The organism is Anabaena sp. PCC 7938 (assembly GCF_049315035.1).
GTDB lineage: Bacteria > Cyanobacteriota > Cyanobacteriia > Cyanobacteriales > Nostocaceae > Anabaena > Anabaena cylindrica.
Genome location: NZ_CP186038.1, coordinates 79,163 through 105,463 on the forward strand (window position 1 = coordinate 79,163; position 26,301 = coordinate 105,463).

The 26,301-nt window shown below is 39.9% G+C and carries 21 protein-coding genes and 3 pseudogenes; 7 read left to right on the forward strand and 17 right to left on the reverse strand.

Translation table 11 applies throughout. The features are described from left to right. Window positions 1-6: 6 nt before the first annotated feature. The 3 genes from ACOWPH_RS29610 to ACOWPH_RS29620 form a co-directional block, all read right to left on the reverse strand. Complete coding sequence (locus ACOWPH_RS29610) at window positions 7-426, reverse strand: VOC family protein (protein WP_015364375.1); 420 nt, start codon at window positions 424-426, stop codon at window positions 7-9. A 108-nt stretch (window positions 427-534) separates the two neighbouring features. Next, the gene (locus ACOWPH_RS29615; RefSeq protein ID WP_015364376.1) at window positions 535-1,467 is read right to left on the reverse strand and encodes a cupredoxin domain-containing protein; all 933 of its coding nucleotides are present in this window, start codon (window positions 1,465-1,467) and stop codon (window positions 535-537) included. 235 nt (window positions 1,468-1,702) lie between these two features. After that, a complete protein-coding gene (locus tag ACOWPH_RS29620; RefSeq protein WP_015364377.1) occupies window positions 1,703-3,958 on the reverse strand; it encodes a heavy metal translocating P-type ATPase in 2,256 nt (751 codons plus the stop codon). Window positions 3,959-4,556: 598 nt separating this feature from the next. Between ACOWPH_RS29620 and ACOWPH_RS29625 the strand changes: the two genes are divergently transcribed. The 3 genes from ACOWPH_RS29625 to ACOWPH_RS29635 all read left to right on the forward strand — a co-directional run bounded on the left by ACOWPH_RS29625 (window position 4,557) and on the right by ACOWPH_RS29635 (window position 8,146). After that, window positions 4,557-5,657 (forward strand): tyrosine-type recombinase/integrase, encoded by a 1,101-nt coding sequence (locus ACOWPH_RS29625; RefSeq protein WP_244887774.1) that lies wholly within the window; start codon window positions 4,557-4,559, stop codon window positions 5,655-5,657. A gap of 499 nt (window positions 5,658-6,156) precedes the next feature. Continuing rightward, window positions 6,157-6,717, forward strand: coding sequence for a hypothetical protein (locus ACOWPH_RS29630; RefSeq protein WP_015364239.1), 561 nt, complete (start codon window positions 6,157-6,159; stop codon window positions 6,715-6,717). 223 nt (window positions 6,718-6,940) lie between these two features. Then, on the forward strand, window positions 6,941-8,146 hold the full coding sequence (locus ACOWPH_RS29635) for an AIPR family protein (protein WP_015364240.1): 1,206 nt from the start codon (window positions 6,941-6,943) through the stop codon (window positions 8,144-8,146). A 357-nt stretch (window positions 8,147-8,503) separates the two neighbouring features. On the opposite strand, the gene rppB (ACOWPH_RS29640) is transcribed toward ACOWPH_RS29635, so the two are convergent. Then, the gene (rppB, locus tag ACOWPH_RS29640) at window positions 8,504-9,892 is read right to left on the reverse strand and encodes a two-component system sensor histidine kinase RppB (protein WP_015364242.1); all 1,389 of its coding nucleotides are present in this window, start codon (window positions 9,890-9,892) and stop codon (window positions 8,504-8,506) included. Next, window positions 9,889-10,587, reverse strand: coding sequence for a two-component system response regulator RppA (gene rppA / locus ACOWPH_RS29645; RefSeq protein ID WP_015364243.1), 699 nt, complete (start codon window positions 10,585-10,587; stop codon window positions 9,889-9,891). Before rppA (ACOWPH_RS29645) ends, rppB (ACOWPH_RS29640) begins: the two co-directional genes overlap by 4 nt. 1,175 nt (window positions 10,588-11,762) lie before the next feature. On the opposite strand from rppA (ACOWPH_RS29645), the gene ACOWPH_RS29650 reads away from it, so the two are divergent. Continuing rightward, a complete protein-coding gene (locus ACOWPH_RS29650; protein ID WP_015364245.1) occupies window positions 11,763-12,857 on the forward strand; it encodes a cysteine synthase family protein in 1,095 nt (364 codons plus the stop codon). Between the two features lie 27 nt (window positions 12,858-12,884). Continuing rightward, the gene (locus ACOWPH_RS29655; RefSeq protein ID WP_015364246.1) at window positions 12,885-14,210 is read left to right on the forward strand and encodes a hypothetical protein; all 1,326 of its coding nucleotides are present in this window, start codon (window positions 12,885-12,887) and stop codon (window positions 14,208-14,210) included. A 418-nt stretch (window positions 14,211-14,628) separates the two neighbouring features. Here ACOWPH_RS29655 and ACOWPH_RS29660 read toward each other — a convergent pair whose 3' ends face one another. The 6 genes and pseudogenes from ACOWPH_RS29660 to ACOWPH_RS29685 all read right to left on the reverse strand — a co-directional run. After that, entirely contained in the window at window positions 14,629-14,913 is a 285-nt protein-coding gene (locus tag ACOWPH_RS29660) for a hypothetical protein (RefSeq protein ID WP_015364247.1), read from the reverse strand. A 112-nt stretch (window positions 14,914-15,025) separates the two neighbouring features. Next, window positions 15,026-15,496 carry a DUF2808 domain-containing protein gene (locus ACOWPH_RS29665; RefSeq protein ID WP_015364248.1) on the reverse strand — a complete coding sequence of 157 codons (471 nt, stop codon included), beginning with the start codon at window positions 15,494-15,496 and terminating at the stop codon, window positions 15,026-15,028. Between the two features lie 348 nt (window positions 15,497-15,844). Next, the gene (locus ACOWPH_RS29670) at window positions 15,845-16,333 is read right to left on the reverse strand and encodes a DUF2808 domain-containing protein (RefSeq protein WP_015364249.1); all 489 of its coding nucleotides are present in this window, start codon (window positions 16,331-16,333) and stop codon (window positions 15,845-15,847) included. Window positions 16,334-16,593: 260 nt separating this feature from the next. Continuing rightward, complete coding sequence (locus tag ACOWPH_RS29675; protein WP_015364250.1) at window positions 16,594-17,058, reverse strand: DUF2808 domain-containing protein; 465 nt, start codon at window positions 17,056-17,058, stop codon at window positions 16,594-16,596. 176 nt (window positions 17,059-17,234) lie between these two features. Further along, window positions 17,235-17,369: pseudogene (locus ACOWPH_RS29680) on the reverse strand (divalent metal cation transporter); the annotation flags it as partial. A gap of 140 nt (window positions 17,370-17,509) precedes the next feature. After that, window positions 17,510-17,800: pseudogene (locus tag ACOWPH_RS29685) on the reverse strand (divalent metal cation transporter); the annotation flags it as partial. A gap of 281 nt (window positions 17,801-18,081) precedes the next feature. Here ACOWPH_RS29685 and ACOWPH_RS29690 point away from each other — a divergent pair. After that, a complete protein-coding gene (locus ACOWPH_RS29690; RefSeq protein WP_015364251.1) occupies window positions 18,082-18,273 on the forward strand; it encodes a CbtB domain-containing protein in 192 nt (63 codons plus the stop codon). 423 nt (window positions 18,274-18,696) lie between these two features. Further along, a complete protein-coding gene (locus tag ACOWPH_RS29695; RefSeq protein ID WP_015364252.1) occupies window positions 18,697-19,863 on the forward strand; it encodes a hypothetical protein in 1,167 nt (388 codons plus the stop codon). A gap of 5 nt (window positions 19,864-19,868) precedes the next feature. Here the strand turns inward: ACOWPH_RS29695 and ACOWPH_RS29700 are convergent, their stop codons facing one another. From ACOWPH_RS29700 to ACOWPH_RS29725, 6 genes and pseudogenes are all read right to left on the reverse strand, one after another. Next, on the reverse strand, window positions 19,869-20,468 hold the full coding sequence (locus ACOWPH_RS29700) for a hypothetical protein (RefSeq protein ID WP_015364253.1): 600 nt from the start codon (window positions 20,466-20,468) through the stop codon (window positions 19,869-19,871). 172 nt (window positions 20,469-20,640) lie between these two features. Continuing rightward, window positions 20,641-22,041 (reverse strand): two-component system sensor histidine kinase RppB, encoded by a 1,401-nt coding sequence (gene rppB, locus ACOWPH_RS29705; RefSeq protein WP_015364254.1) that lies wholly within the window; start codon window positions 22,039-22,041, stop codon window positions 20,641-20,643. After that, window positions 22,019-22,756 (reverse strand): two-component system response regulator RppA, encoded by a 738-nt coding sequence (gene rppA / locus ACOWPH_RS29710; RefSeq protein ID WP_015364255.1) that lies wholly within the window; start codon window positions 22,754-22,756, stop codon window positions 22,019-22,021. Before rppA (ACOWPH_RS29710) ends, rppB (ACOWPH_RS29705) begins: the two co-directional genes overlap by 23 nt. A 455-nt stretch (window positions 22,757-23,211) precedes the next feature. After that, the gene (locus ACOWPH_RS29715) at window positions 23,212-24,198 is read right to left on the reverse strand and encodes an RpoD/SigA family RNA polymerase sigma factor (protein ID WP_015364256.1); all 987 of its coding nucleotides are present in this window, start codon (window positions 24,196-24,198) and stop codon (window positions 23,212-23,214) included. A gap of 44 nt (window positions 24,199-24,242) precedes the next feature. Further along, the gene (locus tag ACOWPH_RS29720; RefSeq protein WP_052334555.1) at window positions 24,243-25,031 is read right to left on the reverse strand and encodes a hypothetical protein; all 789 of its coding nucleotides are present in this window, start codon (window positions 25,029-25,031) and stop codon (window positions 24,243-24,245) included. A gap of 353 nt (window positions 25,032-25,384) precedes the next feature. Beyond that, window positions 25,385-26,300, reverse strand: a pseudogene (locus ACOWPH_RS29725) (cation diffusion facilitator family transporter). Between the last annotated feature and the right edge of the window lies 1 nt (window position 26,301).

Here is a 26,301-nt window from a genome sequence, read left to right on the forward strand (position 1 = left end):
AGAACTCTAAATATTTTCCTGCTCCACTGTCAACCCAATTTCTTGACCATAGGATAATTCCAAAGTATGACCATCAGGATCTCGCAAGAACGCCCAATATCCGACCGGATACCCAAAATCTTTAGGTTCGTCTACCAATACCCCTGCTTGACGAGCTTGATCACACAAAGCATCCATCGCTTCACGACTTTTACAACCAACTCCCAGATGTGCTATGGGAGAGAGAACGGGATGTACTGACTTAGTTTCAATGAGAACAATGGCAAATGGACGAGTATGGTCTGTAAGCCAAGCAACCGCAACTCCTGTTTCTGCATCAATGCGACGATGAACCACTTGCATTTGAGCATAGGTAGCGTAGAACTCAATACTTTGTTCAAGATTTGACACAGGTAGGGCAATATGCGTCAGTCCAATATCAATCATTTGATGTTCCTCATTTGATATCAGCTTCAATACTAAAGGAGTTACCAGAGATTTGCCTTCAACCTGTAAGCTCACCTAGTTGGGTGATATAAAAAAAGTCCATCATGCTCATGAGAAATTAATTTTAGTAGAAGTTATTTCTTCACTACCATTTGCTGCTTGAACAGAAATTGCTCCACGAAACATATTCATCCCACAAGTGAAAGCATATTCACCAGGTTTTTCTGGTGTGAACTCAATTGATGTCAATTTATTCAGTGGTAAATCAGCAGCAATACCAAAATCAGGAATTAACACTTTTGCCAAACAATTACTAGGATTCCCACGCAGAAAGTCAAGTTTTACTTTTCTCCCTGCTTGAACCACAATACGATTAGGAGTGTATCCCTGATCTACCATAACAACGGCTTGCTGACTTTTTTGCTCTAAGATTATTTCCTGTTCATCAATTAAACTCAAGGCTTGGGGTTGAGGTTCTATCATGGTTTTATCTTCCTTTGTAACTGTTGATTGAATGTCTGAAGTTTCTGCGTGAATTTCACCGCGAAACATATTCATGCCACAAGTAAAGAGATAAGTTCCAGCTTGTTCAGGTGTAAATTCCACCGTTGTTATTTGATTAATTGGTAAATCTGCGGCAATGTGAAAGTCGGGAATAATTACCTGTTCTAAACAACTACTGGGGTCTTTGCGTTCAAATTTCAACCTCACAGGTTTACCCGCTTGTACTAAAATTCGACTCGGATCATATCCCCCATCAACAGTGATATTTACTTCTTGAATATTCCCACCTGTGGCAACTGCTTTCTGAGACTTGGGTTTACTTAACAAAAACCACCAAAGTTGTAAACCTATAATTCCTAAACCACCAAAAGTAACGGCTACTTTGTTTCCTAATGGTTGTTCAATTCGTTGAAATTGATTGGTTTGCACTGTTGCTGATGAGTGATTTTCGTGGGTTGTTTGTGCTAATGTTTCACCAGCAGAAATTCCTAAGACAATTCCGGCGATACTGCCAATAAGTGCTGTTTTGTTGATCATGAAAAAACCTCCCAATAATTCAGCTAATCATCTATTACCATCTGCGTTAATCTGCGTTTTATTTAACTAAACCAAAACACCAGAAATCACACCCAATAGAAAACCAAAACCTATTAAACTACCCAAAAACATCACTTGATGAGACATACAATTTACCTTCTTTCTCTGTGTACTCTGTGCCTCTGTGCCTCTGTGGTATGCCTACTGCTCCCGAAGGGATACGTTAAAAAAAGTTTTATACTTTAGGTTGAAAATTCCGTAAACGCAGAGCATTACTAACAACAGAAACCGAACTAAAAGCCATAGCTGCACCAGCAATAATTGGATTTAACAACCAACCGAAAATAGGAAACAAAATACCCGCAGCAATAGGAATACCAGCAATGTTATAGATAAAAGCAAAGAACAGATTTTGGCGAATGTTGCGAATGGTAGCGCGACTGAGTTGAATAGCTGTAACTATGCCTTGTAAATCTCCAGAAATTAAAGTAATATCACTAGCAGCGATCGCCACATCTGTACCCGTTCCAATGGCAATTCCCACATCTGCTTGGGCTAAAGCTGGTGCATCATTAATTCCATCACCTACCATCGCCACAACTTTACCTTCAGCTTGTATTTTTTGTACAGTTGCAGCTTTTTGATCAGGTCTAACTTCAGCTAAAACCCTAGTAATACCCACTTCACGGGCAATACTCTCTGCGGTGCGGCGGTTATCTCCAGTCAGCATCACAACTTCTAAACCGAGTTTTTGTAATGCTTTTACCGCTTGGGTGGAAGTGGGTTTAATAGCATCCGCAATACCAATTAATCCTTTAATTTCACCATCAACTGCTAACCAAACTGCGGTTTTTCCTAAATATTCTAAACGTTCTTTTTTGCTTTTGAGTTCTTGGGTATAAATTCCCAATTCTTCCATCCATCTTTGTGTACCAATTTGCACGAAACGGTTAGCAACAATACCTTGGACACCACTACCAGCTATAGCTTCAAAGTCTTTTACATCGGCTAATGGTACTTGCTGAGATTCGGCATATCTAACAACAGCTTCTGCTAAAGGATGTTCTGAATTACGTTCTACAGAAGCAGCTAATTGAATAAGTTTAATTTCATTACCATTAGCCGTACCTTTTACTGTCAGAAAATCTGTAACTGTCGGTTTACCTTGGGTAATTGTCCCGGTTTTATCTAAGACAATTGTTTGCAGTTGGTGTGCTATTTCTAAACTTTCTGCACCTTTAATTAAAATGCCGTTTTCTGCACCTTTACCTGTTCCCACCATCACTGAGGTTGGTGTAGCTAAACCCAAGGCACAAGGACAAGCGATAATTAAAACGCCGACTGTAGTAATTAACGCCAGAGTGACATTACCCATGAAGTTGTACCAGAGAATGAAAGTGAGAATTGCGATCGCAATTACTGCCGGCACAAACCACCCTGTCACCTGATCTGCTAATCTTTGAATGGGAGCTTTTGAACCTTGAGCCTGTTGTACTAACTGCACAATCTGCGCTAATACAGTATCTTTTCCTACTCTTGTCGCCCGAAACTTAAAACTTCCGGTTTTGTTAATGGTTGCACCGATGACTTCATCTCCTGGTTGCTTTTTCACGGGTATACTTTCCCCAGTCACCATCGCTTCATCAACTGTAGATGTCCCATTAACTACTTCCCCATCAACAGGAATTTTTTCCCCAGGACGCACCAAAACCACATCACCAATTTCTACTTGTTCAATTGGTACATCTATTTCTCGTCCGTTACGAATTAACCGCGCCGTTTTTGCTTGCAAACCTATTAATTTTCTAATAGCTTCTGATGTTTGTCCTTTAGCGCGATTTTCAAATAATCTTCCTAACAAAATCAAGGTAATGACAACTGCCGCAGTTTCATAATAAACATCTGGCATTAATCCCTGAGCAATAAAAAAGCCAGGAAATAAGGTAGCAAATAAGGAATAGAAATATGCTGCACTTGTACCCAAAGCTATTAAAGTATCCATTGTGGCAGCATGACGCTTAAAAGCTTTCCAGGTATTGACGTAAAAGGAGTAACCACACCAAAACTGTACAGGAGTGGTAAGGACTAATTGCAACCAAGGGTTATGCAACCATGTCGGAATAAAAGGTATGTCTAACCCGGTCATCATTGGTAATGAACCAATTACCAATACAGCGCCAATGATGCCTCCTACCGTTACCTTTTGCTGTAAATCCTGTAATTCTTGTTGACGATATCTTTTTTCTTCATCATCTTCTCCTGCCATCAGATTTTGTTCTTGGATAGGATAGGCAGAATAACCAGCAGCATCTACCGCATCTTGGATAGTTTGTAAATCTGTTTTTCTGGGGTCATAATCAACTGTTGCCTGTTCTGCACCAAAATTAACACTACATTCATTGACACCGGGAACAGAAGCGATCGCATCTTCCACACTTCTAGCACAGGAAGCGCAACTCATCCCGCGTAATTTTAAGGTGGCATTCTCCATTTCAAACCTCCAATTATCAAGTCGTATTCGAGACTGATTTCATCTTGAATCCTCCAGTTCACTGGAGTGTCAAGAGGGGAGACGCAAAAAATTGGAATTAGCTCAAAAGTCCTTTCTTTACTAGCTTTGCAGCTATTTCCAAGACATTAACTGAAAAGCTAATGTTAGTTCGGGTTAAGGTTATTTTTTCCACAAAATAATAGGGCTTTTAGCTAACGAGATAATCAGTACACACTCAGACTTTCATATGCAATCACTGCGCTCACCAGAAGAGGCAGAGGGGAAGGGAGCAAGCCAAGCCCTTCTACTGTTGCGTGGAGCGTCTCGTAGAGAAGCCCCGTCCTCCAGGACGCTGGTGGAACTGGGGCGGAGTGCAAGCTCCCCCTAACCTCTGCTGATCGTAACCGCACGCAAGCGATCTGGTGCGTTAACCCACCGCCAAATTTATTCAAGTAAATGTCCACAATTTGTAGACATCTTGCCAACGAGCGAACGCCAAGTTAGAGATGAAGTTCCCTGCACATTCACGGGAGGGTAGAATATAAAAAAAGCTTCCTGAAAGTCCCCTTCCAGGAAGCTAGATGTTAGTTGTCATGTGATGGTTATTTCCCAGATGGATATCACTAATGTTGAGGTGAGCAACGTAGAAATTCTCCCTCCCTCTTCCAGTCAGGTTGTATCTCGTGATACTGCTCAACCTGTGACCGCCGAATTAGTAGAGGAGGTGATTCGTCAATATTATTACCGCACACCTGCTGTAGCAAATGATGAGGAGTTGATTTTGGCTTGGGCAGGGTCGCAGAACCGTGAACAAACTAAGCGAAAATACTATCGCTTTGGTCAAAAATTACTCGCTTGGTTTGAAAATCAAGGTGTACGGGATTTACGGCTGGTTCAGCCACCAAAGTTACTGGAATTTATTGCTAGTTGGGGTGAGGTTTCCCCTTATACTAAATCTAACCAGGTTTTGATGTTGCGATCGCTCTGGAGTTATGGTCATGGGGAGAATGTCGGCTATTTTTTACGGAATATTGCTAGTACCATAAATTACGATAATTTCAGTGACTTACCGAAGGCAGAGCGTTATTTAGAAGATTGGGAGATGGCGCAGTTGGCTGATGTTGCCCAGCGATTGGGGGAGCAGCACTGGCTAGTTTTTTGTTTGCTTTTTTATAGTGGGATGCGGGTGGGTGAGGTTGGTCGGGTGACGGTTCCTGGTGATAAACCGGGTCAGCCGAAGGAAGATTATCCGGGTTTATATTGGCACAACTTTAAATGGCAACCCGACCCGATACCAGAAGATAGGTATCGGGGGTATTACACAATTAAGTTTCGCGGGAAGGGGGGGAAGTACCGGGAGATAGGTTTGGACCACCAGACTTCGCTGATATTTAAAAAGTACCGGGGGATGGCAGGTGAGAAGATGCCAGTGTTTCCGAATCTGTCACCTGACCCGAAAAAGCGGGGGTTGCCATTGAGTGACCGAGCGATTAAAAGGTTGATTCAGGATATATCTGAAGTGGCCAAGGTGAAGTTTTCTTGCCACTGGTTGCGCCATTCCCACGCGTCGCGGGCGGTGGATAGTAAATCACTGTTTGAGGTGCAAGACCAGTTGGGGCATAGTAAGAGTGATACGACTAAGACCTATGTTCGTTCTAAAAAGGATGCGGGAACGGGGACTGTGTTGCCGAGGTTTTGAGAAGAAATGTGATCCATGGGTCACATTTTTGAGTTGCTTTCCTTGGCACTTGACTTTAGCGATAGTTTTGCTTCCTCAAAGAGTTACTCCGCAGGCATCGCCATGGTTTTGTGCGCCATGGCGCACAAAATTGCTAGAATTGCTGACTCTCAGCACTTCGGAACTAAATATTTGTCATAGTTACACGCTCTCCGAGGATGCTAAGGCTAAAGTTTTCGTTCCTTCAGTCGATAAAAGACGAGCGCAGATACGGCATGGAATTATTGGCCACAGTTCACTGGGTAGGGACTCAAGAAACCAACCCAGCCCAAGATAGTGAACAGGCTATAGAATTGGTGCATACATGGAGCGATAGAAAACTAACAAAGCTTATTAGCAAGCTGATATTATTCACAATAATTATTAAACATATAGTTTTTTGAAAGGAGTACGTTTCAAAATTCAAGCCAGGAAAACCACTGCTTTGGGGTTATAATAATTGATATCAATCCTAGCTATCATGACTGCCAACAAGACCCCACCCAGCGAGATGATTCGCGTGCCTACTGTACTAATTTCTATAGTACGCCACTTAGCGAAAATACACCGTGATGGTCATACAACAGCGTTACTGCAAGGCTTACAGGAAGTGATATCGCGTTTTGATAGCAGCGTAAAACTGGAAGCAACCAGCGAATTACAGCAGGTGGAGGAAAAACTTTTAGAAATGGAAGCGCATCAATGCCTGCAAGATCAACTGGTGGCCACTAAACTGGAAGTCCTTGGTAAACAGTTGGAGAAAATAGAGCGGGCGCTGGCCTCTGGTAAATACAGTGGTGGTAACTCTAAACCCCGGCGTTCAGGATATCCTTATCAGTATCAACAGCAACCAGTAGAAATAACTTCTTTTGCTAATGAAAATTTAGCGCAACGATTGGGAGTTACACCGCAGAGTTTAATTACAGAACGAGAAAGCAAGAGTGAGAAAGAATTTATCAGTTGGTCGAGGAATCGTGACCCGATGAGCCTTGGGTGGAAATTTCAGGAGCAAGACGGATTATATTATCCTGTTAGACAATAAGGTAATAAAACCGTTTCGTTTCAGCTTTCTACTTCGTTTAGAGTATTCCCACTAAAAAATGATCCAAAATTGTCAGTTTGTATCTTCTACAGGAAAGTTAGCCATGACTCTATCGAGAATGACTGGGCATTTTATTTCTTGGAACACTCTTGCTTACAATATGCTGTAAGTTTTTTGTGTTGCTCCCCGTTATCCTTATAATTACTGAAAAGAAAAATCAACCATGCCAAAAAACTGGATTATTAAAGTAGACAATTATTTTCATGCTAACCCCGATTGCATTATCGCTACTGCCCATGTTGATACATTCCCTACAGACTTACCTCTAGAACCAAATATCAGAGAACCGAACCGCAAAAGTTCAACATACAGGCAAATCTTTGACTCTCTGACTACCGAACCACAGAAATTCTTCGAGCGTCACAGTGGTATAGTTCTGTGTGCCAATAAGGTTAAACCCAGTAAGGATAAAAAACAACTAGAATTAGAGGTTTTAGAAGCTGCTGAGGGTGGTAACGATGGTATTATCAATGGTGGACACACTGTTTTAGCGTTTGATAGTGCGAAAAATTACAAGTATGACCTTAGCGTAGCACGGGTCAAAATTACTATCCACGTTGGACTAGAAGAAACTGAAGCCAAAGATATAGCTTTAGCCTCTAATACTACATCACCAGTAGATTCTCGCTCTAAGGTCAATGCTAGGGGAGATTATGACTTTATCAAAAGTTATTTAGCCCAGTTAGAACTCAAAGAAAGTAGAAAATTTAGAGTAGCTTATTACCAGAACCAAAGTGGTGTTCCTAAAAATACCCATTGCAATGTTACCCATTTTTTCAAGTTACTAAACTGCTTGGATAGAAATAGATACAATCCTGAAGGTAATACGAGAAGTAAGCACCCGGCTGTTAGCAATAGTCCTAGTCAACTTTCTGATGCTGAGAGGGAAAGATTAACCAAACTACTGCCTCTGCTTACTAAAGCTATGTGGATAGAACAAAGGCTGTATGAAATTATTCAAGAATATATCAGCAAACCTAAAAGAAAAGGGATCAATGATTTAGCATCAATTGATATGCGGAAAAATACCCTTCTGGCTGACAGTAGATACTCTTTTGGGTTTGGTGCGCCTGGAGATTTGGCATTACCAATAGTTGCATCTTACAGGGTATTTTTAGATAAAGATTATAACTGGATTGTGCCTTTTGAGGACTTCTCTGAAGATTTTCTTCAACAGTTGTGGGACAGTTATTTCCGTAAGTATTTAATTTCCGAAAAAATTGCTGGTAATACGGTGGGTGCGAAAATCTGTCGTAATCAAGAGATTTGGGATAGTCTGTATATCTTTGCTCAAAGTTATCTGAATCAGCTTTTGGTGAAGATGGTTAATTCTGCTAAACGTGAGGAGTTGACGTTAAGCCAAGGGTAGAGGCGACAAACCGCAGATATAGGGTGTTAAGGATGCGGGTGGTGGAATTGCAGGAGATGATGCGGCGATTTCCGAGTAAATTCCCAAGCATTGTTGAACAGAGTCATCGCTTACAATGGAATATAAAGTTTTGTAAAGACTGGAAGTTTTTGCGTAAAACTTTCAGACAGGGGAAGATACGAGAATAGATATCTTCACAGAAGAGTGCGGAGTGCGAGATGACAAATGAATTTCTAGGAAGAAACGACGCGCTCAACCAAGAACTACAACAGCTAGTTAAATGGAGGTTTATGAGAGTAGTTTCTCGTTTCAAAGTAGGGTCTGAATTTGACTTGAGCCATCCGAGATTTTCCATAGCTACATAAACGCTGCTATCTTCTCCTTTTGGCAAGAAAATTTTTTGTCTGGCACATCGAAAGGTAACTTAATAGTAAAAGTGCTACCTTTACCAAATTCACTTTGCACATATATGCTGCCGTGATGTGCTAAAACAATTGCTTGCGCGATCGCTAATCCCAATCCAGAACCGCCAGTGCTACGGGAGCGATCGCTATTGACTCGATAGAAGCGGTCAAAAATTCTAGTCAAATCATGCTGCGGAATACCAATACCAGTATCTTGAACCTGAATCACAGCATAATGGTCACTGCGATCTAGACAAACGGTTATCTTTCCTCCTTTTGGTGTGTATTGAACTGCATTGATAATTAAGTTAGAAAACAAGCGATAAAGCTGATCTGCATTACCAATAACATCCAAAGAAGTTGACACCCGTACTGAAGATGTTAATGTTACATCAGATGCGATCGCCAAGGCTGCAAATTCCTCTATTAAGTCGTTAACAATATCATCCAAGCAGCAAAGGTCTCGTTGCATTGGCATTGGTTGACGATCCAGACGAGTCAGCAGCAACAAATCTGTAACCAGAGTTGTGAGTCGCTGATTCTGACGCTGTAGAGTTTGCAGAATGTCCCGTGCTTCTATTTCATCTATTTGGGGCATCAAAAGGGCTGATTCTACTGTCGCTTGTGTTGCTGCTAGAGGTGTCCTTAACTCGTGTGCAGCATCTGCTGTAAATTGTTGAATTTGTCTATATGAGCGATAAATTGGCTGCATTGCTAAAAGAGCTAACCACCAACTAGCAACACCAACCAGAGTCATTACCATTGGTAATACCAATGCTAAAATGAGTTTCACCGCAACAAGATAACTGTTGAAGTCTGCCAGACTTCGCCCTACTTGAATGTAACCCCAATCACGATTGTTTTGGGTGTGCAGAACAAAAGAAATTTGGTGGTATAAATGTCCTTTGCTATCTTTCAGAGTTTGCCAAAGTTCCTTGTTAAAGACTAGAGGTAATCCTTCTGGATAAGTGCCGGCGATCGCAATCAAGCGTCCGGAATTATCGAAAAAACGCACATAATAATTACCTTGATTGATTGCGCTTAAAATATGGCGTTTGGAATTTAACTGCTCTTGAATGCAGCTTTTATCAACTACACAAATATTGGGTAAAAGCTGCTGTATAACTGGTTCTAATTCACCAGGTTGCTGTAATTTTAGTTCAATACTGTCGTGTAGTGTTCCGGCAACAGACTCCAGTTCTCGATCTAATGTCATCCAATGGGCATGGGAAATCGCTCTGTAGATACCAAATCCGCACAGGCTTAAAATCAAAGCCATAACGAGGGCATACCACAAGGCTAAACGCAGGCGGGTCTGCTTAAACAGTTTATTTTGATTCATGGCGTGAGATTGAGACGATATCCTGTAGCATGCAAAGTTTCAATCATATTCCCGCAGCCACTATTAGCTAGTTTGCGACGCAGCAAACGTATTTGAGCAGCTACTACATTACTTATGGGTTCTGCACTCACTTCCCAAAGCTGATTGCGAATTTGTTCAGTAGTCACAATTTGGTTTGGATGTTTCATAAAATACTCTAGTAACTGGAATTCTTTATTAGTTAAGGAAATCTCCTGTTTCTTGCCTGTATTATTTTGACTAACAACCATATTGTTACCGTAATCTAGAGTTAAGTTGCCAACAGTTAATTCTTGAGGCTGAAATTGGGGCGATCTCCTCTGTAGCGCCCGCAACCTTGCCAATAATTCCGCCATACCAAATGGCTTTACTAAATAGTCATCTGCACCTGCATCTAGGCCAGCAACTTTATCTTCCATCCTATCTTTTGCCGTCAGCATTAATACAGGCAAAGGGCTTTTGTGAGAACGTAGCATTTTGCATAACTCTAATCCTGACATTCCAGGCAGCATCCAATCGAAAATAGCTAATGTGTATTGTGGTGTCCACTTATTGTCTAAATATGCCCACGCCTCATTACCATCTAGTACCCAATCAACCAAATACTTCTGCTGGGTAAGAGTTCGTTTAATAGCTGCCCCCAAATCTGGTTCATCTTCTACTAGTAGCACTCTCATAGAGTTCGCCTGTCAACTTTGCGTATAAAATATTTCTTGTCTACAATACCTCCAGTCTTCCGCCTTCACAGATAATATTAAAAACCTACCCCTGTGAGACCTCCAACCGCCTCTCTGCAAGCAAGGAAGACCTCATGTAATTGGGAAAAGCTACAAGTGTTTACAAGAATCTATTGAGTCATTACTTATTTTTACAAGTAAGTATGAAATCAAGATGAAATTCCACCTACTTCCAGAATATTTATAAAATATTTTAGCGTTAAATAGCTATTAGACAAATTAAATTCGTTATCGCTGTGTTTATGACACTGAACCTTGATCTATAAAAACAAAGCCCACAGTAAGTTGAGCTTCATTGCAGTGCAAACAAAAGTGTAGGTAGTAAAGTAAATCATAAATATCATTTTAATAACAATTGCGAAATCATAGCTACTGAATATTTCAGAAAATGAGCAAATATTTAAGACATAATTTAAAATTTCATCTTAATTTCATAGTCAGCGTTCAGCATAGAAATATCGGATATATTCATAGTGAAATACAGGTTTTTATCGAAACTTGCTTTCAATAATGACTCTGTTATACCAATTTTATGTGAGGCTGCACAGAATCCTGAAATTCATTGAATGTTTCATCTTTATCTGTGTTTATCTGTGTTCATCTGCGGTCAATTATTCTTGATATTTTATTCTATGCAGCTTCATATTAATTTGGTATTAGACATAAATTATTACCTAAGAAGGATGACTGCTAATGCTCATATACCATTAGACATATCCGAATCTGTTCTCAATTCCTTTGGAGAACTCCACAAAAAAGATGAACTGCTTGCAGCAGCGCTAGTTCCCTCCGGGACGCTCCGCGTAGCAAGATCCCGTAGGGTACGCTATGCAATTTGTGAAATCAAAACGACTTTTCCTCCCCCTGCTCCCTGCCCTCTGCCCTCACAAATACGGGATATTTTTTTATTTGGAAGTCTCTTGGGTACTCATGGATGCTTGAATAACTCTCTTCCCCGAAGAAGTATTGAAGGGATACATATTTTCTTTATTTACACTATCACTAAATTGAGGCTGTAAATATGACAGAAGAAAAGCCTTATTGAGTGAACGAGTTCATGAAGTAGCAATCACAGTAATTTACTCATTTTTCTGATTTTTTACTAGATGTTCAATATGAATTATCTTCCTAAATCTTTACCGTTCGAGAACTTTTCTAGTTCACAATTCAACAGTCGTAATAGATATAAAAAGATTACAGCTATTGATGTTACACACGCACTAGGAAATGTACCTATTGTACGACTTAAAAACATCTCTCGTGTATGTCTTGAATCAGAGTGTTTATTGAAACTAGAGAGCTGCAATCCTGGAGGATCAATTAAGGAGAAAAATGCAGTTTACCTCGTCAAGCGTGCGGAGGAAGAAGGACTACTTCTACCTGGTGGTACGATTATCGAGTCAAGCTCAGGAAATTTCGGCGTTGGTCTAGCAATGGTAGGAGCAGTCCGAGGGTATCGAGTTATTATTGTTGTCGATGCCAAAACTGCGCCACCGTTTAGACGAATGCTGAAAGCATACGGTGCAGAACTTGTAGATGTACCGCTACATGAGGCAGACGAATCAGGCTCTATGCAAAAGGCAAGAATGAAACGAGCGCATGACCTTGCCGCAACCATTCCTAATGCTTGGTATCCATGTCAGCACTTGAATCCTTGGAATACTGAGGCACATTCATACTACACTGCGCGGGAAATTGAAGCCCACTTTGCTGGTGAACTTGATGCTGTCGTGGTAGGTGTTAGCACGGCGGGACAAATAATGGGAATAGCTCGTTATCTCCTACCGCGATTTCCAAAAATACGTATTGTTGGCGTTGATGTGGTGGGTTCAGTGATTATGGGAACGCCAGCCAAACCATACAAGATGACGGGTATTGGGTTATCTTTCTTTCCACCAAATCTCGATCTTTCAATGCTCGATCGCGCTTACGTGATACCAGAGGATATGGCTTACTCGGTGTGTCATGCACTTGCAAGTCGTGAAGGATTGCTTCTTGGTGCATCAACAGGGGCAATTGTCGCTGGTGGTTTGCATCTGGCGCGCTCTCTTGGTGCGGGTGCGCGGATTTTGATGATCAATCCAGACCGAGGGGATAGATACCTTGAGACAGTCTACGATTCCGATTGGCTTGATCATCATGGATTTACCTTGAAACAGGGGGAACATCTTGATGATGCGATCGCCTCACTGACTCCTCTGTCTTTCTAACTTCATCGAATAGCGATAAGAAATATCATGAATACTCCACCTCATATTGAGGAAAGTAAAAAAGCATTTCAGGAGCGATCGCTCCTGACACTACTTACCCAGTTTATCCCTCTTTCCCTGTCGGATGTGGCAATGACTCTTGGTGATCCGCTTCAGACAGCGGCACTCAGCCGACTTACATTTCCGCAAGAGACATTAGCAGGAGTAGGAATTGTAAAAGCGGTTGCTGTATTTCTTGAAAGCCCGATTATCATGATTCTTCATGCATCAACGGCGCTGGGGAACGATGCCAGATCTCGGCGTGCGCTTTGGCAGTTTACAGTAATTGCAGGAATCTCCCTTAGCGGTATCTTTCTATTACTTACCTGGGAGCCTGTGTATAACTGGCTTCTTCTTGATGTATTTGGAGTCAGCCCTTTCATCGCCACACGAGGCAGAACTTCTTTTCTTTTGATGTTTCTGTGGCCGTTCGTCATTGCTTGGCGGCGATTTTTTCAGGGGCTTCTTATCCGTGCTAAAAAAAGTATTCCCGTCGGATTGGCAAGTGTTGCACGATTTATTTGGGTAATTGTAGCGCTTGTAGTGGGAGTAAGTCTCAGATTTGATGGGGCGCTCCTTGCAGGTGTCACCATGATGGGAGCAATACTCATTGAAGCAGTAGTTGTTACATGGTTTTGTTCACATCTCAGTATTAACTCTATTCTTGACCAGCAGATAAAGCTTCACACGGATAACCTTCCTAAAACCTTTAAAGGTGTCACATTTTACTATCTTCCTCTTGCATCAACAATGCTTCTAATCTGGGGTGCGAGGGCAATACTCTTGAGTTTTGTTGCTCGCTCATTCGATAGTAGTCTTGCTCTTGCCGTGTGGCCTGCAACCTGGGGACTGGTTCTTTCTATTGCAAACGGTACAAGAATGGTTCAGCAAGTGGTAATTTCTTCTTATGAAGAGACATCAAAGCGGATACTTGCTGCTTTTGTAGTTCTTGTCGGTTTGGGGTTTACCTCGATACCGTTGTTTCTGGGGTTTACGAGCCAAGGATTTTCGCTTCTTCGTCAGTTTTTTGGCGATAACCCATCTCTTGTAGAAGCAGCACTTCCCGTCATACAAGTACTTTCGTGCTTACCCCTCCTCCTTGCACTCCAAAATACTTTTCAAGGGCTTCTAATTCACCGCGCAAAGAACTGGTTCATTAATCTTGCAACATTAGTTGCCGCAGCCCTCACCTTGATAGTATGTGGAAGTCTCATTTTCACCGGACATAGTGGAGCTACTTCAGCAGCCTATGGAATGATTGCGGGAATTGTGGGTGAAATTCTAGTCCTTATTTTCGTACTTCAACATAAATAAAAAGGAGTGCGATCTCTTTCCTTCCCTTTGCTACGTAACACTACCGCGTTGGTACAATTTGTTCGTAGAACTTACGGGACACTACGCGAACGGAACGCTTTGCGCTTAAAAGACGCTACGCATAGCTTCCCCGTATCTCTTACGGGATTGCAGGAAAGGGGTACGCTTTTACCGCAGACATCGCACTCCTTTTAATTCAACTGTTTTTAGCCATTTTAGACAGCATTGTGTTTGTGTGTGAGGGCATAAACAAAATGGGCGCTACCGCTATCAGTTAAGTGAAGAGCCTTGGCATCGTAGAACTTCTAAAAACGGCGTTGCTGAATCATGAAATGATTTGGTTCCGTGAACGAAGTTTCAATGTTTCCAGCCTCTAATTCATCCCGCAAATATGCAACGCCCTAAAAACTTATCTTGCCTAGTTATTCGGAGTCCCAATCATCTCATGCATCTTGTTCATCTGCTGTGTATTCATCATATTTTTGCAACAGCTGCATCCCGTTTGAGTGGGCTGCTGTGGAGTCTCGTTAGCTGGCACTGTTTTTTGGCTAATTTGTTGTTGAGTCTGATTTGCCTCTTTTGTAGTAGTGCTGGAAGTGGCAGTCTGAGTACGGCTCTCTGCTAGACTAGGACTAGCAGACAATGTTAGCAGCGCAAAAATAGCTAAAGTTCCGGTTAATACTGTCTTCATACGTGTAGACATATTCTCTTTGACCCTCTATCTTTTTGTCGATTTGTTAGTTCTTCAGGAACTGAAACTATATTAGAATCTCCAGTCGAGTGGAGAGTCAAGCGGTCAATCTGTATTGTCTAGATCAAGGATAAGTCTGAATCTGAGCTAGACCAAGTGGAATTGCTTCCGTGAATCCAACTTTCTTGGCGTAAACTTGATATTGCCAAATCTCGCTATACATTGGGGTATTAACTCCTTTCATACGAATTGATATAGTTGTACCAGGGGCTACTGGTTCCGAAAAAGCTATAGTAGCTTTTCTGTTGTTCATGGAAACCATTGTAGGAATTTTTTGACCTAATTTATTTTGGACTTCAATTCCTTGATCAATACTTATTCTTTCTGGTAAATCAATCGCCAATTCTGAAAGTGCTTTACCTTGGACATGAACATCAAACTTATGAGTAGCATTTAGGTTACCAGCATCATTAGGAACAGCAGCACTATTTCCTAAATGAGAAATATTAGCATCATTTGGATTTTTAGCCCAAGCAGTAGGAAGTGAAGATGTAAGAACTAAGGTAAAAGCAACCGCGTAAATCAGCTTTTTCATGGATATTCTCCTTATTTAGTTAATCAATTATCTATATAGGAATCCAACTTGAGTCTTGCTATGTATACTGAAAAGTAAAACCTTGTTTGGCAGGCTTTTAGTCAGCTTGACTTTTCAACAATCAAATGGGATTTCTATATATTTATAATTATGAAAGCTATTGATGAAATTAAGATGAAATATTGTTATGCCAAGGGAAATTTAAAATGTAGTTGCTAAACGTAATTACTCAAAATGATTTATGATTGAACTATCAAATATCTAAATTTAAAATCAATTAAAAATTCTCCTGATAGTTAATTAAAAAATCAGTTAACTATCAGGAGTTTTATTTGGATAGCGAAGATTTTAAGGACTAATACGAAATCTAGCTACACCTATAGGTATTGTTGCATCACTACCAATGAGATTAGCAGATAAATAATAAACAGGTCCATTACCAAGAAATGGTTGTTTGATATTTTTGATGTCAATCTCTAGCTTAGTGTTAGGAGCAACTGGTTCAGCAAAAGCTAGTAGTATAGTCTTACCATTCAGAGAAACATTAGTGTTAATTTTCTGACCATTCTCTTTATTTACAACAACATCATTAGTATCATCGCTCCACCTTACAGTACTTGGAACTTCAATATTTAATTGCGAAACATCCTTGCTATTTTTAGGAACGTGTACTCGCAAAGTATGTCTAACAACCGCCCAGCGAGTCGGAGGAAATTGATAGTTACCCTCAACATGAGGAAGACTATCATTTTCTTCATTGGCACTTACATAGTTGGCAGGAATTAAAAATGCAGTAGCTAGAGTAGATATAGCAATATAAGATAGCACTTTTTTCATGTTTACTCCTAATCTAATTAGTAATCTCAGCAAATATTTAGATTCGTGTTTTGTAAGCTGTTATAAACTAATACATAACAACTAAGTAAAGATAGAATTATCTATCTCCTACATTCACACAAGCATCAGGAGAAGTTATAAGTCTTCTCATTAACTCGTTTACTGTTTTAAGTCAAAAAGGTCTACTACCTTTATTGATCAGTTTGACAGGTCTTAATGAAATCTGGATGAAATTTTTGATTAACATTAAAATCTAAATATTAAAATGTAGGGAATTGAGCTAAACCAATGGGAATCTCTACCTCACTACCAACAACTTTAACTGAAAAGCGGTATACAGAATCCGGTCCGGTAACTGGTTGTTGAACTTTATTAAAATTAACTAAGAGCTTTGTGTTAGAAATAACCTTTTCAGGGAACTCTATAATAATTTGTCTGCCATTGGCGGAAATATTAGTATTAATTTTCTGCTCATTCACATCCAAGACATCAATATCATTACTCACTGCTACGGTAGATGGAGTTTCAATAATAAGTTGAGAAAGAGCGTTGTTATTTTTGGGGATATTTAACCGAAAAATATGTTTTACAAAACGCCAGCTATTAGTAGGATATTGCAAATTATTCTCAATAATAGTCTCTTTAGCATTTGCATGACCAAAGGAAATGAAAGCTATAGTGGCAAGAGCAAACACTGTACCTGTGTAAATCAATGTTTTTTTCATCTTGAATTGTTAGACAACGATTATGTAAAATAAGTTACAGATTTATGCTGAATAGACCTTTACATAATAAGTCTGACAGGTCAGGATGAAATTAGAGTGAAATTTTGACTGGTTCAAAAAATAATTTGTTGATGTTGTGTTAGGTAGCCAGTCCGGAAGTAAAACTTTGATGGAGTAACGAAAAATTCAATTGACAAAGCAAAAGTTGAATCAATTGTGTCCAACTTAATCGCTTCCCATCTTTTTTCAGTAGTAGGTTGCCAATCACGGGTTTGTACAATAGAGGAATGTAAATACAAATTGTGAGGCATCAGCAATTCTCATTTTGAAAATTTTGCGCGACCTATTAAAAATATTTCTCAATAGCTTTCCCTAAAAAGCCTATTCTCTTGTGCAAGTTTTTTCAACTGAGATGGGTTTCAGTCCAAAATGAGAATTGCTGGTGAGGCATCACTGTTGCCCCTAAAATGCCAATGACAATGTATAGCATCTCTGGGTTTTGTAAAATTTCTTTCTTGGGTAGATATCCCAACAAAATCCCCCTCATGTCAGGTCGAGAGAACAGAATTTCTGCTGTAAAACAGATGCCTACAGTTGCTACTAGAATTATTACCAAAGCTTCTGTATGGCGAAAGCCTTTGTGTTGCAGGAATAACAATACCAGGACATCGAGTGCTGTGATGCAAACACCCCACACTAACGGAATCACAAATAGAAGTTGCAGTGCGATCGCCAATGCAAGGGGTGAATTGCGTGCAAGTGTTGTGCAACTGAAGCAAGCAAAGTCCTCATAACTAAAATTAAAGTAATTAAGAAATCCAGCCATGTCCAAGTTATAATCTTTTTACGATGGATGTTTTGTCTGCTTTCAAAATCACTTCCAGAAATTTTACTGAGGCGAACTAATTAATACATTCTATACACCCTTTTCAAACAAAAAGTTTATGATGTACCTTTTTTGGAATTGAGCGGCAAAATGCTTTTGATTGATGAATTAGCCAAATTAATTCTAAGAGGTCACAAATGACTACTTTTTCTTCTACTTCAGTGTTGCGGAAGACCGCAGGTGTTACTTTGTCTAAACCTGTACAAGTAACACTTTATATGTTGCTGTCTTCTTTGGTAATCTGGACTGTTTTGTTCTCTACCTATCCTGCGGCTCACAACACAGCACATTCAGCGCGTCACCACACTTTAGGTGTTGCGTGTCACTAAATTATTATAATCTCAAGATTTTTCTGGTGCATGAGATTTTGCTAAAACACTCGGTAAAATAACGGCGCGAGCATGGCGCAGATTTCGCGCCATTTTTTGATATAGAAGTAATTTTAAGTTTTGTAGAGTAAAGATACTTTGTCTTTCATCTCTGCATTAATATTTTGCTTTGATTTCATACCATCTCTGAATTTATTGTCAATATTTTTACTAGAATTCTCCACTGCCTAGTACCGCTTCGCGGAAGTCAAAAGTCAAAAGTCAAAAGTCAAAAGTCAAAAATAATAGGTCGTAAGCTTTTTAGCGATTGAGAATGGTTGGTTTATTTACGCCGTGCTGTACTAGTGAATAGAAGCTGATAAGGTAACTTTTACTGACAACTATCAAATATTAACTGAAGACACATAGTTTACGTAAGGTTTTATGAAAAAATATCGACTGTTTGGGGCGATCAGTGCTGTTTGTGTTGCGTTGTCAATTCTTTATTCCGTTGTAGGAGTTTCCCAAACTCCTATACCCAGAGTACAACTCTCTACCAACCCACCTTTAGAACGGATTCATCCCTTTGAAGCAGGAACCGATAAACCACAATCTCCCGTTACACTAACGCTACAAGCTCTTGATGCTATAGGTAAACCCTTAGAAAATACCAAAATTAGCTTACAAATTCTGACACCTCCAGCTAATGCTTGGTTGACTACAGATTTTCCTATTGTCGAGGGAACAAAATTACTACAAATGGATGCGGCGGCACCTGACGGTAAGCTTGAAATTCAACAGATGTTACCTATCCGTGGTAACTACCAACTGCGAGTGAATGTATCACCCTTAGTAGCAAATGCTTTTACCCCCTATGAACAAACCTTAAATTTGAATATCCAAGAAAATCCAGTTAAATACAAATATTCTGCTGTTGTTGCAGCTATCTTACTATCAGTTGGATTATTAGGTGGTTGGGTGATTGGCGGACAAGAAGAACTACGACAAGGAGAAATTGCGCCGCAATCTGTGCGTCTTTTGTTAAGTGCATTGACAGTGGTGGCTATAGTAACTTTATTGTTTATTAACATTAGTGCAGAAGTTGCAGAGGCTCACGGTAGTGGACACTCAAGCGGTAAAGAAGAAATTGCACCATCAGTCCAAAAATCTCAAGGATTAGAAGTCCGTGTTCAAGGAGATAAAAGCGCAACGGTAGGAAAACTTGCGAATTTAACAGTGAATGTAAAGGATACTGCAACAGGACAACCTATCAAGGATGTAGGGTTACAGGTGAAGGCGATCGCTCTAGAAGATAATTTAACAGTCTTTGCCTACAAGGGAGTTACTGACCAAGAAGGCAAGTTAACATGGCAAGAGCAATTTTTTGATGGCGCACCTCACAAAGTCGAGGTGGAAGCAACTCCTAGCCCTGGATCTAAGCGTCAATTTCCAGTGGTGAAAGTCGCACAAGAAGTTGAAGTTGAAGGAATAGCACCGCCAATGTACGTCCGGTTGATTGGTTTATTCTACTTTACTGCTATTGTCGGCATTGGTTTGACGATGGGATTGCTAATACAGCACCGACGAAAACCACAAGCTGGGGCAAATTAAAAGCATCAACGCTTGACACTACGCCGTATCAATATTCCTAAAATGCCTAGTCCTAAGAATACAGCACTAGCGATCGCCGGAATATTTAATTCTTGTTTAGTCGTGCTAGTTGCAGTTTTTTCTGACTGGGCTAATTCTTGGGACGCAAGAGATGGTGCATTCACACCAGATGCAACCGTAACCTCATATTTCATCTGAAATGGCTGGAAATTGCCTTCGGTTTTGGGCGCACAGTTCAACTCTAATTGATAAATTCCAGTATTGGGGAAAACAATATCTGCTCCAGGAATACCTTGATATTTTTCAACTGAGATAGCTTTGACAGTAGGTTGTAATGTTGGTAAGTCAGCAGTTTTACGAGGTTGCAAGTAAACAGCCATTTGACAATCAGTCTGATCTAGTGGCAGGATTTTTCCTCCTTTGCGGGTAAGTGCAACCCAGGCTTTAGCATATTCTCCAGCTTTGGGAGTATGGTTAGGCTCAATGTGCCAAGTGCCTGCCACATCCCCTGATACTTGAATATTGTGAGCAGTAGCAGGAGTAACAAATAAGGCGAAAAATAGCGTGTAGCCTAGAGTTTTATTGATAGTTGATAGATATAACATTTTATTTGTAACCCTCACACAAGCCACAGGCTACGTCAAAAGACAAATTGTCAAACTTAACTTTTTTAGTGATTTCATTTATATCTTCTAGGAGAATATTCCACTCTCAATTGCTTGCGCGATAGCGTTCGCGAAGCGTGTGCCTTGCACTCAGCGCTTCGCTCTGGAATCGCTAACCCAAATCCAGATCCCTCAGTACGATGTGATCGCTCGCTTTGTCTGTCAAGGGTAAGTGAACGATGAAAGTGCTACCTTTACCAACTTGGCTTTGCAACTGTATACTACCGCCATGAGCCTGAACAATTGCTTGCGCGATCGCTAATCCCAATCCAGATCCACCAGTCCGACGCGAGCGATCGCTATTCACTCGATAAAATCGTTCAAAAATCCGCTTTTGTTCCTGCGATGCAATACCAATGCCTGTATCTTTAACTTCAATCACTGCATCAGTATTGCTGCGTTTGAGGATGACAGTTACACAACCACCAGCAGGGGTATATTGAATAGCATTAGCAATGAGATTAGAAAGCACACGTAACAATTGGTCTTCATCTCCCATCACGTATAAAAACTCCTGGCATAAAACCGAAGATGTTAACTGCAAAGAAGCCGCAGCCGCTAACGCTGAAAATTCTTCTATCAGATCATTAATCAAAATATTCAGACAGCAATGTATTTGTTGTGTCGCTAACATTTGCTGTTCCAATCGAGACAGTAACAGCATATCCTGAACTAATTCAGCTAGGCGATGATTCTGACGTTGAATAGATGTCAAAATATCTTGCACTTCCTCCGGCAGATACTCCATATCAAATAAAGTTTCTACCGTCGCATTAATCGCTGCAAGAGGAGTACGCAACTCATGAGAGGCATCAGACGTAAACTGTTGCATTTGTTTATACGAAGAGTCAATTGGTCGCATTGCTAACCCTGCCAGCAACCAACTAGAACCGCCAACTAACAATACCGTAATTGGCAATCCCAACACCAAAATTACTTTTAAAGCAGCCAGACGACTGTCAAGGTCACTTAAACTGCGTCCTACCTGAATATAGCCCCAATCCCGATTATCTTGAGTGTGCAGCAGTAGAGATTTTTGACTGTAACGATTGCCTTGTAAGTCTTTGACTGTTTGCCACACTTGAGTGTCCACAGTCGGTGGTAGTTCATTAGCTTTGAAACCTGCTACCGCAATTAACCGCCCTGAACCATCGACAAAACGGATGTAATATTGCTTATCTCTGTATACAGTACTAAAAATGCCGTGTTCATTATGGGTGCTTTGACTGTGATTCAGGATATTTTGGGTAGAACAACTGGACTCAGCTAAACAAATATTTGGTAAAACCTGCTGGAAAACTAGCTCTGTAATACCAGGTTGTTTCAAAGTTGGTTCAATTACATCATGTAGTGTACCTGCTACCGATTCCAGTTCCCGGTTGATAGAAGCCACATAAGCATCAATGATTACCTTATAAACCACGAAACCGCATAAGGATAGAATCAAAGCCATAACTACCGCATACCAGGTAGCCAATTGCCAGCGAGTCTTACGAAATAGTCGAATCTGCATTGCCAGGATTGAAACGATAACCCATACTAGGAACAGTTTCTATTAAGCCATCACAACCATATTCCGATAGTTTGCGTCGCAAAAGTCGGATTTGAGCTGCTACTACATTACTAACGCGTTCTGCACTAAAGGCGTACAGATGATTTAAAATTTGGTCGCGGGTAATAACTATATTAGGACGTTTCATCAAGTATTCTAATAATTGAAATTCTTTTTTTGTTAAATAAATTACCTTATTTTCCCCATTAGGATACTGTCGAGAAACTGTACAATTACCGCAGTCTAGGATAAGTCCGCCAACTTGCAATTGTAAAGACTGGAACTGAGACGTAAGCGATGCGCCTCCAAAAGAAGCTCGCCTTTGCAAAGCTCGCAACCGTGCCAGCAGTTCTACCATACCAAATGGCTTTACCAAATAGTCATCAGCCCCTGCATCTAGTCCTGCTACCTTATCTGCCATGCTATCTTTAGCAGTTAGCATCAGCACTGGTAAAGCATCACCGCGATCCCGTAATCGCTTACATAGTTCTATGCCTGACATTCCTGGCAACAACCAATCAAAGATTGCCAGTGTATATTGAGTCAAATCATCTTCTAAATAAATCCAGGCTTCATTTCCATCCAAAACCCAGTCAACAATATATTTTTCTTTAATCAACTTTCGCTGAATTGATGCACCTAGATCTGGCTCATCTTCAACTAGCAAAACTTTCATAAGCAGCAGATATATTTTAGCAATTTGTTCATTAAATTACACGCAATTGAGCAATACCAATTGGTAACTCTACATTCATACCAGCGAAAAGGGTAGATATCTTGTAGAACTTATTATCAGTAGTGACTGCTGTTTTTTTTTACATTATTCATTGTTCTATTCATTACGCTTTTATAATCACTTTACTAAATTCATCAATTATCAGAATTATCTCCAGTGAAAGATGTCACCTCTTAATAGTTTGACAAAATAAGATGAAATTTGGGTGAAATTTTCGCTAGTTACAGAGATTTCTTAAAAAAATAAATAAGTGACCTTTGATGAAGCTATAATACTTTTGTAAATGTATCATTTTTTATAGTCTTAAAGCTATCTCTAACGGTGTTTCAGCTTATAATGATGTTGACAAATAGTTGAAAAAGCAAGATATTCATACTGAATGTTTTGTCATACATTTAACTGAAAATATACTCTTGTAGATTTGTGTGGCAACGACGGAGGTAACTCAGTGCTTGTTTTTCTAAGTAACGAACTCTCCTCTCACTAATGTTGAGATGTTGAGCTACCTGCGTCAAGGTGAGTTCGCAATTATGTTCCAAGCCATAATGCAAAATTAGGACTTGTTGCTGCTGTGGAGTTAATTCTCTCAGTGAGAGATAGATATCTTGACGCATTAAATTTTGAGTTACTTGGATTTCAGGCGAGGCTTCTGGAGCTTCTGTTAAAAGTTCTTGCAATTCTGTGTCTTCGTTATCGCCCACTTGTTTATCTAATGAGACAGGTTGACGAGATATCATCAGCAATTCGCGGATTTGAGCAGGATTTAATTGCATCTTTTCTGCAATTTCAAACATACTAGGACTGCGGTTTAGTTTTTGAGATAATTCCCTTTGCACTTTTTTAAGTTTATTCAACTTTTCGGTAAGATGAATTGGCAGTCTAATAGTTCGTGATTGCTGAGATATTGCTCGTGTCATTCCCTGGCTAATCCACCAATAAGCATAGGTAGAAAATTTATAGCCACGAGTAGAGTCAAATTTCTCTACGCCACGTTCTAAACCTAGTGAACCTTCCTGAATTAAATCCATAAACTCCACATTTCGTCCTTGATATTTTTTAGCAATAGAAACCACTAAACGCAGATTTGCTGCTATCATTTTTTGCTTTGCTTGTACACCTTTCTGAAAAATTTCCTTCACTTCCATTTCACTAAGTTGCACATATTGAGCTAATTCTTTTTGAGATGGTTCGTGGTTGAGTTGTTTCTTCAAAGTTTCCTTTTTATTTTGTAACGTAATCATCTGCTGTACCTGTTTGCTAGATGAAATTTCTTCCTCATGAGTCAATAATGGTACACGAACAATGTCTTGCAGATAATTCCGAACTATATCTGTGCTGAATTTAATATTTGAAGTTGTTGTAATCATGTTGAGAATTGGCATAATTTCAGTATTTTTTGTTTATGTGAAAATATCTTTAATAAAAATTATTCATTCATGTTACGGTAAGTAGCCACGGCTGAAGGAGAACTGCGATTTAGATAGCGAAATATCCAATATTTGAAGACTGTATCCATGATTACTGGAACAGTAGCAATAAATAAAGAAGTAAGGCTTTTATTTTCTGGTAAACCGTAATGTTGAAAAGCACTTTCTATAATTATTTGCCAACCATAAGGAGAGTGAAAACCGACAAATATATCTGTAGATAGAATAATTAAAAAAGCCTTAGCGGAGTCGCTTAGACTATAAGTTATATCGCCAGCAAAAGACATAAGAATGGATAGCTGCTGCTTACCTGTTAAGATTAAAATAATTAATGTGATGGCTGTAAGTATATCTGTAAAAACATTTGTTACTGCATTAATACTTTCAATTTTATTTTCTTCTACTAACGCAATAGCTTTTTTCTTAATCTTATTTTGAACAAGCTCTTCAGAGAATGTGCTGATTTTACCTATTCGAGCTTCAAAATAAACACTTTGCTCAAATATCTTGAGTTCCGCTAAAGCTTTTTCTTCTTGAGAAGAATTCAAGAAAATATGTGATTCTTGTGGATTCCAAAACTTCTCAATTAGGGGAGTGATGAAAAAGTTTCTAGAAAGCTGATTTATAAGTAATGGAACTACAATCAGAATTAACAGAAAACGGAGGGAGGAAATTGTTTGCAGTCGAGAAGCGCGAAACTCTTCAATAACCTTTGCTTCGGCATTTGGATCTAAAGTCTGTTGAAACTTTCCTATCGTCCGCAGGATAGAGCGAGGAATAAAGCTCATCTTTTGAGATGATGACTTTGATTTCATCTTAATTTATAAGCATCACAATTCTAGTTGCACCCATAATTTAGTGAGACAACTGTGGCATTTTAAAGAGCTATAAGATTTAAAGTTTAAATCTCTAAACTCTACTTTACAAAAACAGGATGAAATTAAGATGAAAAATCAGTATTTTATAGATTTTTTTTTCTAAATTTAGTTATTTTCGTATATATTAAAATCAGCAAATTTATTTAAATAACTATTACTTTGGAGATTTGTTCTCACAAAGCTAAGATGATTAGGTATTCGGTTACAGTAATTACTCTAAACGCGCCACCAAATTCTCTATCCATATACTCAACTCAATTGATTTAAACCACGTTTTCTTGAGCAAGAGGACATGGATAACTTGGATCGCCTATTTCTATCTGAATTGTAGTGTGTTCGATACCAAAATGGTCGTGAAGTTGTTGATTGACCTGAACTATAAAAAGCATCATTAGGATTTCCAGCAGGCATAATTAAGTGAGCAGTGAGAGCTGTTTCTGTGGTACTCATTGCCCAGATGTGCAAGTCATGAACACTAGATACACCAGGAAGTTCAGCTAAGAATGTACGGACTGCAAGTGGTTCAATACCTGCTGGTACTGCATCTGTGACTAAGTTCAAAGATTCTTGGAATAATTGCCAAGTACTCATAACAATCACGACAACAATCATCAAACTTACAACTGGGTCAAACCATAGCCAACCAGTGGTAACAATCGCAATACCAGCCAGGACTGCACCCAAAGACACCGCCGCGTCAGCAACTAAGTGAATAAAGGCTCCTCTAATATTCAAGTCTCTTTCACGACCCGACAAGAACATCAAAGCACTTCCCATATTGATGACAATACCTACCGCAGCCACGCCAATAATTGTACTACCTGATACTGGACTAGGTTGAGCAAAACGCTGTATGGCTTCCCAGGCAACTGCGCCAGAAGCTACAAGTACGAGGATAGCGTTTAATAGAGCAGCCAAAATAGAGGAGCGACGTAACCCGTAAGTGCGGCGTGGTGTTGGTTGGCGACGACCGAGGAAGCTTGCTCCCCAGGCGAGTAATAAACCTAGAACATCACTCAAATTGTGACCAGCATCGGCAAGTAGTGCGAGGGAATTGGCAGCTAACCCATAAACAACTTCAATTACAACAAATCCAGTGTTGAGAGCAACGCTAATAATAAAGGCACGGTTGTAATTAGTCGGTTCGTGGCTGTGTCCGTGACTGTGATTGTGAGACATG